Below are 17100 nucleotides of genomic sequence, written 5' to 3' on the forward strand. Positions count from 1 at the left end.
ACAAAACGGCGTTCTAAGCAAAGTGATTGACGCTTTGAGCGCCACTCCCTCGTTGGTATTCAAATGCAATCAATTCCTCGGCAGGTACAGGTCTACCTAAGAAAAAACCTTGTACGACGTCACAGTGGAGAGACTCCATTCGTGTGAGTTGAGTTTGAGTTTCTACGCCTTCGGCTACTACTTTCATTCTTAGGTTGTGAGCCATGGATACAATCGCGCGAACTAATGAATCGTCTTGATCGCTTTTTCGGATTTGAGCGATAAATGAACGATCAATCTTGAGCCCGTCAAAAGCCATATGTTGTAGGTAGGCAAGGGCTGAATACCCCGTACCAAAGTCATCTAGCCAAACTTCCACTCCGATACTTTGTAGTTTTTTAAGCACATATTGAGCTTTCTCTGTATCATCAATAAAAAGTGACTCTGTCACTTCAACATGAATGGTTTGAGGGGCGACATCATGTCGTCGTAAATACTTAGAAAATAATTGACTTAAATCTTGGCGATAGATTTGTCTTGGGGACAAGTTTAATGCGATGTGAAAATCCGTACCGAAATGTTCTGCCCACATTGCCCGCTGAGCAATTGCCGTCTCAATGATATGTTCTCCAAGCTCCAATATTAAATCACTTTGCTCTGCGATCGGGATAAACGATTCTGGACTGATATAGCCTTTCTCGGGATGATTCCACCTAACCAATGCTTCGACCCCAATTAGGCGATAGGTTTTTAGATCAAATTGTGGTTGATACCACAGCTCGAATTGAGACAAGTCACGTACTGAACGACGCAGTTCTCGTTCTATGTATAAACGTTGTTTAATCGTTTCATCAAACGTGGAATCGTATATCGTCATAATGTCTTTACCGCGTCTTTTAGATTCCTGCGCCGCAAGAGAGGAAAGCTGTAAAAGAGACTCAGCGTTTGAACCAAATTCTGGATACACAGCAATTCCGAGGCTTGCCGTAATTTGAATATCGTTCTCTTCCAAACTAAAGGGAGAGAGTAGTTGGCGATGAATAGCGTGCGCTTTTTCTCTAGCTTCATGATTGTCCGAGCACGGAAAGGCCAGTACAAATTCGTCCGCACCTACTCGACTTACGATGGTAGAAAGGCGGTAAAGCGGCTTAAAATAACTCGGCAAACGGCTTTGAAGCTCTGAGGCAAGATGGCCTAGCAATTTATCCCCAATGTTATGTCCGTAGTTATCGTTAATGTGCTTAAAGTCATCCAAGTCAATAAACACAACCGCGAGTGAGGGGGATTTGTGGTCAGTTATTTGCGTTTGAATATCAATGAGTAACTTTTCTCGGTTTGGCAGGGAAGTCAGAATATCGTGGTACGCCATGAACTCAACTCGGCTGGTGTATCGGTTCACTTTGTTTGACATTTTGTTGTACGCCGAAATAAGTTCTCCCACTTCATCTTTGCTTTGTATGTCGGTGACTGGCAGCGCTTGGGTATTTGACTCTGAAAATTGATCTTTTAGTTGCTTGAGTGGTTTAGTTAACGACCGCCCCAAAGCATAAGCGATGATGCTACCGAATAGAACGGATATCCCACTGATCGTTAGCAGCAAGTTAAACATCTTCTGTTTATCGTTTGAGGTAATCGCTTGGACTTGTTCAATATTCTGTTCTTTCTCTTCCAGTAGATGTATCAAGTTAAGCTCAAGATACACCGCCCCAAGAGTAATGTTTGATTGCTGAATCGGCGCTGCGATCTCCAACTGATGCTTGGAAAAGGAAACGAGAGTTCTAGATTCTTCTATTGCTTTCAAAATAAAAGGAGAGCGGTAATGAGGTTGGGCAAACATCCTTAGCTGAGTAGTGCCGTCGTGAAAGATTAGCCCTTCATTGTCAACAACATGTATTTTCGAGACATCTGGCTGGCTCAATGTTGCCTTAATTTGCTCATACGCTTGACTGATATTGTCTGTATAGAGTGGATCAAAAAGCTGTTTTGATAATAGCTCTGCATAAACCAACCCTTTTTGCTTAACGTAAGATTCTGTTTTTTCTTGAGAGTTGTTCGTGATTTGTTGAGTTAAGCTATTTGAATACGCATCGTAACCGTGCATGTATAACGCAAGATTTATCACCACAACAAACAAGACAACGAACATTGTCGAGCAAATGTATTTGGTTTCGAGTGAGAGCTTTTGAAACATCAATCCACCTTCGGTAACAAGTGAACTGACTTGCGCACTGTACTTAAGGAGGCTCGCATTTCTGGAGTAAGCGCGCTGAATTTTTTGGTGTTCTGAAACTTTTTAAGTGCGAGAGAGCCTTCGTGAGTTGTATCCATATCAAGGAGTATGGACGTGATTTTACGCTGTTGCTCTAGGCTCATGCTTGGAGAAGCGAGAATTAAATCCCTGGGTATTTCAACAGAACGAGAAAAAATCGCTAGTTTGTCTTTCATGTTCTCTGGCAAATCTTTGGGATTGTTCCAGTTGAAGTTACTGAATGCTCCTGCTGCAACTCTCTGTTTATATACCCATACAGATAGGTTGATTTCATTTGACTGAGCGAGTTGCTCATCAAGGAATAAATAACCAATACTGTCTTTGGCCGGTTTGTCATCAGGAGAGGGAAGGTATTGCAGTTTTTCTCCGTGGTTCAGCAATGTAATCGCAGGTAGGTAATAGCTGCTGGTAGACGTGCGCTTTTCGAAAACAAGCGTTTTTCCGCGCAGGTCAGAAAGTGACTCAATGCCACTCTCTTTATTAGTAAAGAACACCGTATGATATTTTTGCAGGCCTTTTTTCCATCGTATAGCAAGAACTTGGCTATTAGACTCCTTTTCTAAGGTCATCGCATTAAAGGGGGTCGCCGTTGCAATTTGAACGGTGCCATTTTCAAGCGCAACCGCGAGCTGACGATAATTTTTAAATACCTTTACCGCCCCTTTTGCGTAACCATATTCAGTCATATTTTCAGTTACATATTGAGTAAGGGGCGTCGCTTTTTTGATTTTGCTTTGGGCTTTATTGGACACAATGCCAAATGTGAATGTTTTCTCAATATTTTCTTGTGCACTGACGACAAAAGGTGAACTCAGCAAAGTGAGTAATAACAGAGTGCAGGCAGGTTTCATCCGGCTTCAACTTCCTTCTGGTGCATGTCAGTAATATTTAGTATTTATCAATGTGCCGAAATCAATCTTAAAAACAGTATGATGTACAAATTTCGTTGTGTGCGCACTTTTTATAATGTGACTTGGTCACTTATTCCGTTCAAATAGTACCGAATTTGACGTTTATGTACAGGATGAATGTATCACCGTGAGTCTGAATTCACTGGATTCTTGGTCAAGCGCTGTATTGGCTGTGAGCTAATGCGCCTTATGTATCGCTATTTTGTACTAAGAAAATTTTTCCAATTGTTTTTGATACTTTTTCTCGAGAGCTTCATTGCCTGCTGCACGTTCAAGTTGAATCATGAGTTGCAAAGAGGGCTTCTTCACGCCATACATTTGATTGAATCTCATTAATCGAATTCTAGCTTCAGTATAATCACCGCTATCAATTTCTATTTTAGCGAGTTGCAAAATCGATTTTGGTCTATGAGGGTCATGATCGATAGCTCTAGTAAAGTAGTATCTCGCTTTGTCTTTATCTTGTGATTTTAGCGCACAAAAAGCTGCATTCTCATAGCTTGCTGGAATAAGGTAGTAATAAGGCTGCTCAATGGCTCGATTAAACATCTGATCGGCTTTTTCGAAGTCACCTCGCTTGCAAAGAAAAGTACCGTAGTTATTGAGCACATTTCCGTTTTTAGTGTGTTGGCGTAGAGAGCGTTTATACATCTGTTCGGCTTTAATATCTTCACCAACCGTTTCGTAGTAGTGAGCCATAGATAATTGCGCGCGATAGTATTGAGGTGCGTGGTTTAAGGCTTGTTGTAAGTTATCATGCGCGCGAATCATGTTACCGCCGTCTAAATAACCTAAGCCAAGTGCGATACGTGATTCTGCCATTGCCACAGGATCGGCTTGAACGACAGGGCTTCCATCTTCTTTCACCGTCACGCAACCCACGAGTGCAAACTGAGACAATAATATTAGTGCACCGAGCTTTGCTGTTTTCATTCTTTATCCCTACATCCTTGAATCTTTCTGCATGATATGAATTACTTAGCAAAAACCTATTGAGGAAAAAACACTATGCGATCAGGTTTGCAAACTGTTATGAAAAAGCCGCCATATGGCGGCTTGGTTCACATATTACATTTCGGTAATGATGAGTGCTTTGTTTGCTTATTTTGAAGCTAATCGTCTTTAGTGAAAGCATCTTCACTGAAGTGATCGAGGTCGTACGGTGTTTGCTGATAAACACAGTAGTTCAGCCAGTTTAAAAAGAGGAGGTGTCCATGGCTTCTCCAGCTTGCAATTGGTGGGTTATCTGGGTTGTTCTTTGGGTAATAGTTGACAGGAATAGCGGGCTCCATACCTTCGCTTAAATCTCGGATATATTCATTATGTAAGGTGTGAGAATCATACTCAGGGTGTCCTGTGACAAAGACATTGCGTTTGTCTTTTGTGGTGGCCAAGTACACACCTGCGACATCCGATGTCGCTAAAATGTCTAAGTCAGTATGCTCTTCTAGAAAGTGAGGCGAAAAATCTGCGTAACGCGAGTGAGGAGCCAAAAACGTGTCATCAAATCCGCGTAAGATAGGGTGAAACTGATGATGGATTTGATGATGATAAACACCTGAAAGTTTTTCTTTACGCGTTTTTTTAGGTAGATCGTAGAGTAGCTTTAACCCTGCTTGCGCAGCCCAGCAAACATAAAGAGTAGATGTCACATGATCTTTTGCCCACTCCATGATGGTTTTGAGATGATCCCAATAAATGACATCTTCAAATTGCACCAAACCTAATGGAGCCCCAGTAATGATCATGCCATCGAAGTTTTTATCTCGCACCATTTCAAATTGGCGATAAAACGTGTCTAAATGTTCAGTTGGCGTATTTTTACTCGGGCGGTTATCAATGCGCAGTAATTCGACGTTAACCTGTAGTGGGCTGTTTGAGAGTAGACGCAGAAACTGAGTTTCAGTCTCTATTTTTTTTGGCATCAGATTAAGGATCAGCACTCTTAAAGGACGTATTTCCTGACTCGCTGCACGCGTTTCACTCATCACGAAGATGTTTTCTGTCCTTAATACATCGGTAGCTGGTAATTGATCTGGAATTCTAATTGGCACGACTTTCTCTCCCTAAGCATAGTCAATCTAGACGTCTATACTTCTAAAGCTAACTTAATTAAGTTTAGATGTCGATACGAAATCCGACTTTTCAATCTACTCTTTACATTATGGTAAACCGTACTCGGGGTTGTCACACAATTGTGACTAAAGCAGAGTTTCTGATGAGATAGGTTTGAAACGCAGTGTGTACTATTTGCTGGTAATTATGCGATCACGTTAATATGTGAAGGTGACTTCGTAGTAAGGAAGTCTCAAATTAATGAGCCATACTAAAAACAATCAGCTCACCATTTTGCATTAATGTGCATATTTGGAAACATCGTCAGTGGAGGACATTATGTTCGGTATTTTCAAGAGAAAGACAAAGATTCAGAGCATCGCTCAAGAAGTTCCTTGCGTGCTACTGCATTCGTTTGGTGATAAAGACATTTATACGCCGGAAGAGATTGATCAAGCTCTTCAAAAGCTGGGTTATGATAAGAGCAAGGATATCAGTCATTATCAGTATGCGTATGGAATGTTTGCCGATGAAGCCTCTTACGAGCTCCTAGAACTAACGGATGAGCTAGGTAATTATGGTCATTTCCAACGTGAAGTAGGTAAGATGCTACTCAATACACCTGAGCCGATTGATATGCATATCTACTTTGAAATTTCTCGTCAGCACCAAAACGTCAGCCTTTCACCTGGTCATCAAAAAGTAAGCGAAAGTGATGGTGTGTAAACATCGTTAGTGGTATTCCATCGTGAGATGAGTTGGGTATAATGCGCGGCCTAATTATCCGGACATGTTGTCGGTTACATTTCTGTTGAGCGTTAATGCCTTATGTTCAAAATGCTTATCTCTATGCCACCAATGTTGGCGCTGTCGATCGCGATTGTATGTGAAGTGATTGCCACTTCTTATATTCCCAAAACAGAGCAATTTACGAAAGTAATGCCGAGCACAGTCGTTTTGATTGGTTACGGCATCGCTTTCTTCTTGCTTTCCGTCACAGTGCAAACAATGCCTGTCGGGGTTGTTTATGCCATATGGAGTGGTGCTGGGATCGTTTTGGTTGCGACGGTTGGTTACTTTGTTTACGGACAGCGTCTAGACTTACCAGCCCTAGTTGGTATTGGGTTTATCATCGCTGGTGTGTTGATCGTAAATTTATTATCCAAAACAGTAGGGCACGAATAACGCCACTCTACTTGTTAAGTGAATAAGAAGCCGCAGCGAGAAAAATTGCTGCGGCTTTTTAGTACAAATTCAATCGCTAATGGCGAGTATTGATATGACGTCTTATTGTTGTATTCATCACGGTCGCATTATGTGATTGAAAAACAGGCATTATTTAGCGCATTGAAAATACAAAGTTATGTTTCTTCAAACTTTAGGAAAGGGCAGTAGATAAATCACTCCGATAGATGTTAACGTGGCGACTCATCTTTACTGCTTTTTCATTCCCTACATATTTCTGCAAAGTTCTTATTGTGTAGTGTGTCGAAGAACCATAGAATCCGCGCGCTTTAATTTATGTTATTAGCGTTATCAATGATAAAAGTGCAGTCCATTATCATTGTTTTTATCACTTATAGATGGGCACATCTGACAATACTTACATGAACAAATACAAAAAGCCTGCATTCAAGGCCGAATTTCTTTTGCCTCGTTACTGGGGAACGTTAATTATCATTAGCGTGATGTACTTACTTAGCCTCCTTCCTTTTAAAGTTCAACTAGCTTTGGGACGCAACATTGGTCGTTTAGCTATGCGAATCATGAGAAAACGTCAAGTTACTATCAGACGCAATCTTGAGCTTTGCTTCCCTCATATGGAAAAATGCCAACGCGAAGCAATTCTAAAAGACAACATCGACAATACTGGCATCGCACTTTTTGAGACCGCAATGGCATGGTTTTGGTCAGATAAACGGGTAAACAAACACGTCACGATAAAAGGCATGGAGCATCTAGAGGCTTTAGAGAAGTCAGGCAAAGGTGCATTAATGTTGGCCGTACACTCAATGAATCTAGAGTTAGGTGCTCGAGCTTTTGGTATTAAAAAGTCTGGAACCGGTGTTTATCGCCCAAACAATAATCCGTGCTTTGATTATTTTCAGTATAAGGGACGCTCTCGCTCTAATCGTACACTGATTGATCGTAAAAACGTCAAAGCCATGCTTGAAGCACTTAAAACGGGTGAGCGGGTTTGGTATGCACCGGACCATGATTATGGTAACCGACGCTCGACATTTGCACCGTTATTTGCCGTTAAAAATGCTTGTACTACGACAGGTACAAGTTTGTTGGTTGATTCTACAGATTGCGCCATTGTGCCTTTTACGATGGTAAGAGGAAAAGACGGACACTATACCCTAACCATTAGTGCGCCCGTCGAAGGTTTCCCGAAAGAGGATCATCAACGTGCCGCCGCATTCGTGAATCAAATAGTTGAAACATCAATCATGGCAAGTCCGAGCCAGTATATGTGGCTTCATCGTCGGTTTAAAACTAGACCAGAGGGTGAGGACTGTTTGTACAAGCCTAGGCTCATCCCTAGCTTGGCATAACACATAGAGAGCCTACAAAAAGCCCAAGGAACATACGAACTTTGGGCTTTTACTTTCTATTCTTTTCGCTTTATAAGTAGCGATCTTTTAGGTGAGCTTGAAAGTGTTTAGCATTCAGTGTTTCACCCGTGGCTTGTTTTACCAACTCATCAGTGGTGAATAAGCTACCTTTACTCCAGATGTTTTCCGAGAGCCAATTGAATATCGGAGCTAAGTCGCCAGAACGAATAACCGCATCTACATCGACGGTTTGTTTCATTGCTGCCATAAATTGTGCAGCGTACATCGCACCGAGCGTGTAGGACGGGAAATAGCCAAAACTTCCGTCTGTCCAATGGATATCTTGCATACAGCCATTTTTGAAGTTTCCTTCGGTTGATAGCCCCAAGTACGCTTTCATCTTTTCGTTCCAGAGTTCTGGTACATCTGTATGTTTGATGACGCCGTTCATGAGATCTCGCTCAATTTCATATCGAAGAATAACGTGAGCAGGATATGTAAGTTCGTCAGCATCTACGCGAATAAAGCCTTTTTCTACGCGAGTGTAAATTTTGGCTAAATTGTCTTTTTCGAATTCACTACCAGAAAAATGGTTAGAAGCCAGTCGAGCGAGGTGATCGATAAACGCGCTGCTTCGTCCTATTTGCATTTCAAAGAAGAGTGATTGTGATTCATGAATACCCATAGAGCGAGCTTCTCCCGCGGGTGTTCCTGATAAATCTTTTGGTAGCCCTTGCTCGTATCGAGCATGGCCAGTTTCGTGGACAATTCCCATCAATGATTGGACAAACTCGTTTTCATTATAACGTGTCGTAATACGCACATCTGTCGGTACACCGCCACAAAATGGGTGGGTACTCTCATCAAGTCGACCGTGTTCAAAATCGAATTGAAGTAGCTTCATGACTTCCAAACCGAGCGCTTTTTGCTTTTCCGCAGGGTAGTGCGCAGTTGGCAATAAGATGTTGTCTGATTGTTGTTTTTCAAGCGCTTCATCGATCAAAGTAGGAAGCCAGGTTTTCACGTCAGCAAAAAGAATGTCTAACGACGCAGACGTTGTGCCAGGTTCATAAACATCGAGCATGGCATCATAAGGAGTCGTGCCGTTTGCTTCGGCTCTAATTTGCGCTTCTTCCTGCGATAGCTTTACGACTTCAGCCCAGTTCTTTTCAAAACCAGCCCAGTCATTTTCTCCACGTTGCGTACGCCATGCATGTTCACATTTGGAGCCAGCAAGAGATTGAGCTTGAACTAATGATTCTGGTAGTAAGTTAGCTTGCTGCCACCCACGCTTCATTTCTCTTAGGATAGATTCTTCTTTTGTAGACAGCGTCTCTTCTTCTGCCTGAGCGAAAAGCTCTCCCAAGTGCGGTTGAGTCATTAAAGAATGGATATGTACATCGAGCTCTGCCGCGGCATTCGAGCGTGCTTCAGCGCCACCAGGTGGCATGACCGCTGCTTGATCCCAATCTATGATGGCAGATAGATGCTCAAAATTTGCCACTTTTTTGGAATGTTCAACGAGTTTTGTAAATGCGTTCATGTGACTACTCTTATTCTTTTGTTCTTTCCCTAAACACCCGATAACGGGTCCTTCATATGGTGTTGCACTAAGCAACCTGCGTTAATTTACTAATAATTAACAATTAACTCCAACCCATTGTCCATAAACTCACCCAGTTGTATAGCTCTCTTCAAAAAGAAGCTTGCGAATCTTGTGGATTGGCGGTATTGATGAAGGATTGACAATTAATTATCACGATAATATGGATATTTTGAATTTCGAGGCATTTATTATTGCCATTACGATTTTAACGTTAACGCCAGGTTTAGATACTGCACTTGTTATCCGTAACACTAGCCGCTCGGGCCTAAAAGATGGATGTACAACCAGTCTAGGGATTTGCTTTGGCTTATTCGTACATGCTTTTTTTTCTGCGGTTGGTATCTCGGCGATTCTTGCGCAATCAGCAGAGTTGTTCCAAATCGTAAAAATGATTGGCGCAGCTTATCTTATCTGGCTTGGTTTGAGCAGTTTAAAAGCGCTAATGTCGTCGAAAGATGGATTGACCGTGACCGAGCAGATTCACGAAGTGTTTAATGGTAAGCGCTCTTTTAGAGAGGGCTTTCTTTCTAACGTCTTGAACCCGAAAACGGCGGTCTTCTATTTGGCTTTCTTGCCACAGTTTGTGAATCCAGAAGGTTCACCCTTGCTTCAATCAATGATGATGGCATCTGTACACTTTGCTATTGCGATGGTTTGGCAGTGTGGTTTAGCTGGCGCGCTTAACTCGGCTAAAAATCTACTAAAGAATGCAAGCTTTATGAAGTGGATGGAAGGCGCGACGGGCGCAGTATTAGTCGCACTTGGTGTGAAGTTATTGATTGAAAAACCCGTTTAATGCGTAATATTTATCGATTGTTGATACTACTCGCTGTATTTATTGTGGGGATAGGTGCCGCTGTTGCTTGGCATACGTGGCCACAAGTACAGTTTGCGCAACGCGGCATGATCTGGTCTTGGCACTGGGGCTACTTCGAGCCTTTTGCTAATGGAATACAACAAACGCGAACTCAAGATACTAAACAGTTGTTGCTCAGGCGTGTGTATTTGCATGACGCTATTGTCATTTTTGTTTCGACAACTATGGACAATAAATTTGAGGTTGACGTTGTAAAAGAGCAAACCTGTGAACCTAAAACGACAACTTGGGCTTCGGTCTCTGTCAATCATCAACCTGTTAGGCATGTACCTATGGTGTGCGATGCGTTTGGGCAAGGCTACTTTTATCGCTACATCGGGAAACATCTGGAATCGATTGAAGTTGGTGTCGGCGACTCGTTTGTAACAGAAGCATTTTTAGACTGGCCGCTCTCAGAGTTGAAAGCGGATCAATTCAAGCAAAAAAATGCGAAGTTTTTTGAAGAACGTGGAGAAAACGTTGAGCATCAATGGTTGAGAGATTAACCATTTAACCGAAGATAAATAAAGCCCGCTAAATAATAGCGGGCTTTGTGTTTTTACCATGTCTAATGTGTTTTGCTCTCTGTGACTGACAGTTTATGACCGCAAACCTGCCGTTTCATTAAGCTTTCACTGCTTCAACTTCACCTGATTGCGATGTTGAGCTAAAGAACAGTTTGGTTTCTGCCAGTACGACGTGACGCAGTGCGATCAAACCAATCAGGTTAGGAATTGCCATCAGACCGTTTACGATATCAGCCAGTAGCCAAATCATATCGAGGTGAAGGAATGCACCAGATGCCACCAAGCCAACGAAAATCAGTTTGTATGGAAGTACAGCTTTAGTTCCGAACAGGAACACAACGCAGCGCTCACCGTAGTAGTTCCAACCAAGAATGGTGGTAAAAGCGAAGAACATCAAACCGATTGAAACGAGCATAGGGCCAAATGTATCTGCATTTAAACCCACCGCAAAAGCATGAGTCGTCATCGCGGCGCCTGCTAGGTCACTTTGCCATGCACCGGTCAGGATTAGAGCAAGGCCTGTCATGGTACAAATAATGATGGTATCGAAAAAGGTACCCGTCATTGAAATTAGGCCTTGTTTAACACAAGAGTCTGTCTTCGCTGCTGCTGCTGCCATAGGCGCGCTACCCAAACCTGATTCATTTGAGAACACACCGCGAGCGATACCTGATTGGATTGCCAGCATGATGCTTGCACCTAAAAAACCACCAGTCGCTGCTGTTGATGTAAAGGCTGAAACCAGCACTAATTCAACGGCATTGAACAATTGGTCTGCATTCATGATGATCACGCTTAAACACGCCAACACATAAAATACAGCCATGGTAGGAACCACTTTTCCTGCAACGTTAGCAATGGATTTGATGCCACCCAAAGTTACGAAAGCAACCAAAAGAGTTAGTACAAAGGCAGATAGCTCACGGTTAACACCAAGAGATATCTCACTTGCATCCAGAATCGCGTTTACTTGTGGAAACGTACCGATACCAAAACAAGCAACACCCAAAGCAAACACTGCAAACATGATCGCGAGAGCTTTTGAGCCAACACCGTATTGCAAGTAATACATTGGGCCACCAATCATTTGGCCTTTATCATCGACTCTTCGGTACTTAACCGCCAACAAACATTCGGCGTATTTAGTCGCCATTCCGAAAAGGGCAGCGAGCCACATCCAGAATAGAGCGCCTGGTCCACCGAGTTTGATTGCTGTGGCAACACCAACAATGTTACCAGTACCAATTGTTGCTGAGAGCGCAGTACAAAGAGCTGCAAAGCTAGAAACGTCACCTTGAGTATTAGATGACTTATCTTTACTGAATACCATCGCTAGCGCTGTTGGGAGGTGTTTAAACTGGATCAAGCCAAGGCTAAAAGTGAAGTAAACACCTGTACCTACTAGCAAAATAAGCAGCGGTGGACCCCAGACAAAATTATCGATGGTTTGTAGTAAAGATTGTAGGTTGTTCATGATTTCCCCTTAATAAAACAACTAATAAGGAGAAGAGGGAAAGGACGAGATCAACGATCTCTAAAAGAACTAAGCTATTGGTTGTAGGCGGGAAGGCCAAGCCAAAATAGTTAGGTTGTAACTTTCCACTCCTCTGTCCTTTTGCCTGAGAGTTTCACCTTGCGTGAGTGCAAGACTTGCTCCTTCGGCGACCGATTTAACGGTTCTCTCCAGAGGTTCCTCCAACTACAGTCCCCGCTACCTAGGTAGCACCTGAAATAGTTAATTCTTCGGCGAGTTATGCTAATCAAATGTTAAAATTTGATTAATAACCACTCTCCTGCAGTCTTCATCGGAACAATTACTCAATTAAATGAGTAAAGGTTAGTTAATGATGCTGGTCATCATTAACGTGTGAACTCTATCATGTTTTTGGTCCATTTCAACACCCTATGTCAATTTATTTTCAATGAAATAACCTCATCAATTTTCATGAAGGTATGTTTGCCAATCTTTTTGTGCGAGTCACGGCATAAATAAAATTTATTGGGTTAGGGAATGGAACCCAAAACACTTCAGAACGATAAATGTGTTTCGATCGTTACGACATAAGTTATTCAATTAAGGACACAAAATTGATTAAAATCGGAGCACTTATTTTAAAATCTACGCTAAGTTGACCTTATGGTACGTATAAATGGGTTACAATGAATCTTTGTGAAACAGTCTACGGACCTAGGCAGTTTTTCATGAGTGGACAAGGAGGCGGTATGACCAGGTTATTAGCCATTGCGGTGTTGATTGCAGTAGCATTTGTGTTGTTTCGTTATCGAACCAATGAAAAAGTCCAAAAAGCGACCGTTATAACATTAATTGGCGCATTTCTGATTTATACAGCATCAATTATGTTTGCGGAATTGATCCGCTAGCAAAGTAAAAGAGTCCTTGGAGTAGTATACGGTGAGTTCTCAGAACAAAATGGAAGAGCAAGACGACGTAGTTGTCATTGAAGAGCGTGACAAACGTACGCATATCTATATCGCAATCGCTGCGGTGTTAGGCTTGGCATTTGGTGGCCTTGTTGGATCGGTTGTCACTGCGAACAAGTGGGAATCGACTTACCACGTATTAGAAGAAAAGTATCAAGCACTAACGCAAGATAAAACCCAGTTGGCATCTCAAGTAAAAGTGCGTGAAGAGGCGATCGACCAAGAAATACAAAACCAAGTTAGTGAGTTACTCGCCGCGAAAGATGAAGCTCATCAGAAAGCACTTAAGAAGTTGCAAAAGCAGTTGACTGAGGTCGAGAAGGTCAACTTGTCACTAGAGTCTCAATTGAAGCAGCAGGCAGATAAGATCAACACGACGAAGTCAGAAAATGAGAAGTTGAGTCGTCAAGCGGATATGCAAGCGACTATGTTTGAGCGGTCCCGCGAAGTATTCCAGAAAGAGCTAAAAATTTCGCAAGAATTAGAGTCTCTCGAGAAAGAACGGTCGAAATTATTACCTAAGATTGAGAAACTCAAGAAAGAGTGTGACGTATTTTTAGAAGGCAAATCTTGGGACGTGAAGTCGGACGCGTGTGATAAACATGATGAAGCTAATTCACGACTAAGTCAGGTCGATCAAATGATTGAAGTCTATAAAATGGACCTCAAACAAATCAAAGCAATAACGGAAGATATCGGCCTTTAAGTCTTTTGTATCCGGTTTTGAAAAGCAAAAGGAGCTCTTTAAGAGCTCCTTTTTCGTTGTTAGCTATGACTTTTAGCCTGTCGCGTATATTAGATTCGTGAGGCGTCATAGCCTGAGGCGAGCAGGAGCTCTCGTTCGTGTTTAATCAGCTGAGCTCGATCTTCAATTAGTTCATTGAGTGCTTGAGATGGCCTACCTGCTAATGCTTTGAACGAAGCAAAAGATTCCGCGGTGTCGATTTTATCAATCATCTGACTGATGACATTACGAGCCTCACACGGGTTACTCGTCGTTGTAAAGTATTCTACTTGCTTTGCTGCCGATTTCATCTCAGTTAATAGCTCAAGCGGGCTACTTTCTTTGGCTACTGCCATGTAGTTATCCAGCACGCGCTTTGCATAAAGCAGTTCTTTGAGGGGGATATCTCTTCCGCTCTCGATTAGGGATTCGCTAAGGATCATACTTGAGCTCATGGGCATTCCTTCTTATTACTACGCCGCTTTTGATGTTTCCTTGAGTCTAATTTATTGAAGTCACATTGGGAATGGGTAAAAAGCATTTTTAACGCATTTTTATTCATTTATGAAAACACGAATGCGATGCTTATCTGGATCGATAGCCATAAAATTTAACCCATACACTGATGTCGCTGGTGGTTGAACAAACTCAACACCTAGGTCTTTCCAGCGCTTGTAAATGCGCTCTAGCATATGACTATTGGGCACCGATAAAGACAACTCGGTGCCACCACCTCTAATTCCGCTGTAGGGTGAAAGATTATCTCTTTGCTTGAGTGTCAACGTTAAGCCTTCGGTCAGTGGAATAGCGGCGAAGGTTGGAGACAACTGCGTGACTTTGCGTTCGAACAGTTTCGAATAAAAAACTTGGCTTATGTGGATGTCCTCAACGTAGAGAACGAATGAATTGATAGTCAGCATGGTTTGTTCCTTAATCAATTAGAAATAGTAGGGGCAATCTAACGGAAAGGAACGACAGGAGTTGTCAGTAGAACATTCTCGAAGGTAAGTGACAGAATAAGAAAAAGGAGCCGTTTAGCTCCTTTTTATCAGCGGAATCATTGGTATTAATGAGTGTGTTTGGAAGAATACCAGTTGTTTTGATACGCTTTAGATGCAAATAATGCGTTTGCTTTTGCACGCTCGATAATAGACTCGTCCACCTCTAGCGGCTTCATGGTTTGGTCTTTAAAGTCGTACGCCAGGGTCGATATCTTTTCACCAGGGGAAAGCACAACGAGATTGTCGCGCGTTAAATAACCAAAGTTTTTGTCGTATTGCATCATTGCGCGTTCATCTTCGCGAGCCAGTGGCTTCGTTAAATCACGACCAATCATCGGTGTTTTAGCATCTACCCCAATCAGAGATAACAGTGTAGGCGGCATGTCTATGTTGTTTGCTATGCGGTCATCTTTACGTGGTTGAATGCCTTTACCAAGGATCAATGCTGGAATGTGAAAGTGCTTAACTGGAACAAGGTTAGCGCCAGAAACACGTGCATCATGATCTGCAATTACAATGAAAATGGTATCATCCCAATAAGATGACTTTTTCGCCTTTTCAAAGAAAGTACCCAAAGCGTAATCGGAATATTTAACGGCGTTCTTACGCGTCATATATTCTGAATCGTATGGCTCAATTTTGCCTTTTGGATACTCATAAGGGCTATGATTACTTGACGTAAAAACTAAGCTAAAAAAAGGTTTGTCGCTTTTTGAAAGGCGTTCAAACTCTTCGTTTGCTTTGTTATATAGATCTTCATCACTAACACCCCAAGAGCCAACAAAGCTTGGGTTGTTATAATCGTCTTCTTCTACTATTTGATCAAAACCGTTACCAAAGAAGAAAGTTTTCATGTTGTCAAAGTTGGCTTCACCGCCGTAAATAAATTGCGTGTGATAGCCTTGAGCTTTCAGTAAGTCCGCGATGGTAAAGAAACCCGTTTGGCTTTTACTCAGCTTCACTACCGCGCGAGACGGAGATGGAGGAAAGCCCGTGGTTACGGCTTCAATTCCACGAACAGAACGAGTACCAGTGGCGTACATTTGTGTGAACTGCCAACCTTCCTTCATGAGTTCATCAAGGTTTGGTGTTAGAGGTAAACCACCCAAAGCACCGACAAATTGGGCGCCTAAGCTTTCTTGTAGCAAAATCACTAAGTTTTTATGTTTACCCTGGTAAGTCGCGGGGTTACTGTTCATGGTTGGGAGTAATGAAGGGGTGAAGTCGGACTTTGTTGATGAAGTGCGAACTAATTCCAACATCTTTTGAGTGTCCATTTTTCCGTAGAACTGCTCAGCACTCTTTTCTGACTTCATGCTATTAACCGCAAACAACAATGAGTAAGATGAGTTCAGTGCTAAGTCGTTAAGCAGTGGATCGTTAGAAAAGGCGACCATAGCAGGATTTAGCGGGCGGTGCCCTAAAGATGAGCGAGCACCTGCAACCCCAAAAAGAACAACGAAAAGTGCCAATAGTGGTCGCCATTTCCAGTTGACCTGCTGCGCCTTATCGGTCAGTTTCTTACTCCACTTCCAACCTAAAGTGATGGTTAAAACTGTACCTAACGCACCAATAAACAGTTCTAATTTGTAGCCAGTCCAGAGCATACTCAAGACTTCTTTTGGGTAGATTAAGTATTCCACAAACAGGCGGTTTGGACGTAGGTCGTATTCCTGAATGAATGGCGCTGTTGCTAGCTCCATGTATACAAGCACCCAAAGCCCTAAAACCATCCATATGCGTAATATTCGCTTCCAACACTCTCCCATCTTACCGGTTAATGGCATGAAGGTTGAAAACAGTGCTGGAAGAATAAATAACCAGCAAAGCGTTGCAATATCTACGCGCAAACCTTGACCTAGGATGTAAATTAAGTCGTTTAGAGAGTCAATACGGTCAATCTGCCAAAAAGCTAGCAAAACTCTTGAGATAGACAGAAATAGAAGCGAAAACAAAGAAAAGGCAGCAATTGGCTGCAAAGGCCCCCACACAGAGCTCTTTGATAAGTTTTTCATATTTATTCGAATAGTTTAATTGTTATGTTGTGTTGTTTTTAGCAAAGCAAGCGTGAAATAAACGTGAATTATAATGTGGGTTTATGGTCGAGTAGTGTAAGTGTTGGTATGTCTATGTAAGGGGGAGGGGCGTTTGTGTAAAAAAAGAGCCAGTTGA

16 protein-coding genes and 1 riboswitch are annotated in these 17100 nt (G+C 42.3%); of the genes, 7 read left to right on the forward strand and 9 right to left on the reverse strand.

Annotation, left to right across the window (positions count from 1 at the left end):
• Window positions 1-13 precede the first annotated feature (13 nt).
• The 4 genes from R8269_RS05685 to metA all read right to left on the reverse strand — a co-directional run bounded on the left by R8269_RS05685 (window position 14) and on the right by metA (window position 5213).
• Window positions 14-2170 carry a GGDEF domain-containing phosphodiesterase gene (locus tag R8269_RS05685; protein WP_053306907.1) on the reverse strand — a complete coding sequence of 719 codons (2157 nt, stop codon included), beginning with the start codon at window positions 2168-2170 and terminating at the stop codon, window positions 14-16.
• A complete protein-coding gene (locus tag R8269_RS05690; protein WP_053303129.1) occupies window positions 2170-3099 on the reverse strand; it encodes a phosphate/phosphite/phosphonate ABC transporter substrate-binding protein in 930 nt (309 codons plus the stop codon). The genes R8269_RS05685 and R8269_RS05690 overlap by 1 nt, the downstream gene beginning before the upstream one ends.
• A 267-nt stretch (window positions 3100-3366) precedes the next feature.
• On the reverse strand, window positions 3367-4092 hold the full coding sequence (gene pilW, locus R8269_RS05695) for a type IV pilus biogenesis/stability protein PilW (protein ID WP_053306906.1): 726 nt from the start codon (window positions 4090-4092) through the stop codon (window positions 3367-3369).
• Between the two features lie 179 nt (window positions 4093-4271).
• Window positions 4272-5213: a homoserine O-acetyltransferase MetA gene (gene metA, locus R8269_RS05700; protein WP_053306905.1), complete on the reverse strand. Its 942-nt coding sequence runs from the start codon at window positions 5211-5213 to the stop codon at window positions 4272-4274.
• Between the two features lie 340 nt (window positions 5214-5553).
• Between metA and R8269_RS05705 the strand changes: the two genes are divergently transcribed.
• The 3 genes from R8269_RS05705 to R8269_RS05715 all read left to right on the forward strand — a co-directional run bounded on the left by R8269_RS05705 (window position 5554) and on the right by R8269_RS05715 (window position 7772).
• Entirely contained in the window at window positions 5554-5940 is a 387-nt protein-coding gene (locus tag R8269_RS05705) for a DUF6559 family protein (protein ID WP_005377791.1), read from the forward strand.
• A gap of 123 nt (window positions 5941-6063) precedes the next feature.
• Entirely contained in the window at window positions 6064-6399 is a 336-nt protein-coding gene (locus R8269_RS05710; RefSeq protein ID WP_069593657.1) for a DMT family transporter, read from the forward strand.
• Between the two features lie 422 nt (window positions 6400-6821).
• Entirely contained in the window at window positions 6822-7772 is a 951-nt protein-coding gene (locus R8269_RS05715; protein WP_053306964.1) for an LpxL/LpxP family Kdo(2)-lipid IV(A) lauroyl/palmitoleoyl acyltransferase, read from the forward strand.
• A 70-nt stretch (window positions 7773-7842) separates the two neighbouring features.
• Here the strand turns inward: R8269_RS05715 and R8269_RS05720 are convergent, their stop codons facing one another.
• The gene (locus R8269_RS05720) at window positions 7843-9315 is read right to left on the reverse strand and encodes a carboxypeptidase M32 (protein ID WP_053306903.1); all 1473 of its coding nucleotides are present in this window, start codon (window positions 9313-9315) and stop codon (window positions 7843-7845) included.
• A gap of 223 nt (window positions 9316-9538) precedes the next feature.
• Between R8269_RS05720 and R8269_RS05725 the strand changes: the two genes are divergently transcribed.
• Together R8269_RS05725 and R8269_RS05730 are read left to right on the forward strand one after the other, a co-directional pair.
• The gene (locus R8269_RS05725; RefSeq protein WP_017820932.1) at window positions 9539-10174 is read left to right on the forward strand and encodes a LysE family translocator; all 636 of its coding nucleotides are present in this window, start codon (window positions 9539-9541) and stop codon (window positions 10172-10174) included.
• On the forward strand, window positions 10174-10740 hold the full coding sequence (locus R8269_RS05730; protein ID WP_053306902.1) for a hypothetical protein: 567 nt from the start codon (window positions 10174-10176) through the stop codon (window positions 10738-10740). Before R8269_RS05725 ends, R8269_RS05730 begins: the two co-directional genes overlap by 1 nt.
• Window positions 10741-10858: 118 nt before the next feature.
• Here the strand turns inward: R8269_RS05730 and R8269_RS05735 are convergent, their stop codons facing one another.
• Window positions 10859-12235, reverse strand: a complete 1377-nt coding sequence (locus R8269_RS05735; protein WP_005377785.1) for an alanine/glycine:cation symporter family protein — start codon at window positions 12233-12235, stop codon at window positions 10859-10861.
• Between the two features lie 123 nt (window positions 12236-12358).
• A riboswitch (glycine riboswitch) is annotated at window positions 12359-12458 on the reverse strand.
• A gap of 526 nt (window positions 12459-12984) precedes the next feature.
• On the opposite strand from R8269_RS05735, the gene R8269_RS05740 reads away from it, so the two are divergent.
• Window positions 12985-13143 (forward strand): hypothetical protein, encoded by a 159-nt coding sequence (locus tag R8269_RS05740; protein WP_005377784.1) that lies wholly within the window; start codon window positions 12985-12987, stop codon window positions 13141-13143.
• A 31-nt stretch (window positions 13144-13174) separates the two neighbouring features.
• A complete protein-coding gene (locus R8269_RS05745; RefSeq protein ID WP_025998562.1) occupies window positions 13175-13909 on the forward strand; it encodes a chromosome partitioning protein ParA in 735 nt (244 codons plus the stop codon).
• An 89-nt stretch (window positions 13910-13998) separates the two neighbouring features.
• Here R8269_RS05745 and R8269_RS05750 read toward each other — a convergent pair whose 3' ends face one another.
• The 3 genes from R8269_RS05750 to R8269_RS05760 form a co-directional block, all read right to left on the reverse strand.
• On the reverse strand, window positions 13999-14382 hold the full coding sequence (locus tag R8269_RS05750) for a hypothetical protein (RefSeq protein ID WP_318222478.1): 384 nt from the start codon (window positions 14380-14382) through the stop codon (window positions 13999-14001).
• A 99-nt stretch (window positions 14383-14481) separates the two neighbouring features.
• Complete coding sequence (locus R8269_RS05755) at window positions 14482-14847, reverse strand: VOC family protein (RefSeq protein WP_005377781.1); 366 nt, start codon at window positions 14845-14847, stop codon at window positions 14482-14484.
• 146 nt (window positions 14848-14993) lie between these two features.
• Window positions 14994-16943 carry an LTA synthase family protein gene (locus tag R8269_RS05760; protein WP_005377780.1) on the reverse strand — a complete coding sequence of 650 codons (1950 nt, stop codon included), beginning with the start codon at window positions 16941-16943 and terminating at the stop codon, window positions 14994-14996.
• Window positions 16944-17100: the final 157 nt, after the last annotated feature.

It is taken from the genome of Vibrio sp. Vb0667 (genome assembly GCF_033391095.1).

What these genes read in the sequence shown, in the direction of transcription:
- R8269_RS05740 (WP_005377784.1), top strand. Translation starts at nt 12,985, where the DNA reads ATGACCAGGTTATTAGCCATTGCGGTGTTGATTGCAGTAGCATTTGTG.
- R8269_RS05710 (WP_069593657.1), top strand. Translation starts at nt 6,064, where the DNA reads ATGCCACCAATGTTGGCGCTGTCGATCGCGATTGTATGTGAAGTGATT.
- R8269_RS05720 (WP_053306903.1), bottom strand. Translation starts at nt 9,315, where the DNA reads ATGAACGCATTTACAAAACTCGTTGAACATTCCAAAAAAGTGGCAAAT.
- R8269_RS05725 (WP_017820932.1), top strand. Translation starts at nt 9,539, where the DNA reads ATGGATATTTTGAATTTCGAGGCATTTATTATTGCCATTACGATTTTA.
- R8269_RS05705 (WP_005377791.1), top strand. Translation starts at nt 5,554, where the DNA reads ATGTTCGGTATTTTCAAGAGAAAGACAAAGATTCAGAGCATCGCTCAA.
- R8269_RS05715 (WP_053306964.1), top strand. Translation starts at nt 6,822, where the DNA reads ATGAACAAATACAAAAAGCCTGCATTCAAGGCCGAATTTCTTTTGCCT.
- R8269_RS05755 (WP_005377781.1), bottom strand. Translation starts at nt 14,847, where the DNA reads ATGCTGACTATCAATTCATTCGTTCTCTACGTTGAGGACATCCACATA.
- R8269_RS05760 (WP_005377780.1), bottom strand. Translation starts at nt 16,943, where the DNA reads ATGAAAAACTTATCAAAGAGCTCTGTGTGGGGGCCTTTGCAGCCAATT.
- R8269_RS05735 (WP_005377785.1), bottom strand. Translation starts at nt 12,235, where the DNA reads ATGAACAACCTACAATCTTTACTACAAACCATCGATAATTTTGTCTGG.
- R8269_RS05730 (WP_053306902.1), top strand. Translation starts at nt 10,174, where the DNA reads ATGCGTAATATTTATCGATTGTTGATACTACTCGCTGTATTTATTGTG.
- R8269_RS05690 (WP_053303129.1), bottom strand. Translation starts at nt 3,099, where the DNA reads ATGAAACCTGCCTGCACTCTGTTATTACTCACTTTGCTGAGTTCACCT.
- R8269_RS05685 (WP_053306907.1), bottom strand. Translation starts at nt 2,170, where the DNA reads ATGTTTCAAAAGCTCTCACTCGAAACCAAATACATTTGCTCGACAATG.
- R8269_RS05750 (WP_318222478.1), bottom strand. Translation starts at nt 14,382, where the DNA reads ATGAGCTCAAGTATGATCCTTAGCGAATCCCTAATCGAGAGCGGAAGA.
- pilW (WP_053306906.1), bottom strand. Translation starts at nt 4,092, where the DNA reads ATGAAAACAGCAAAGCTCGGTGCACTAATATTATTGTCTCAGTTTGCA.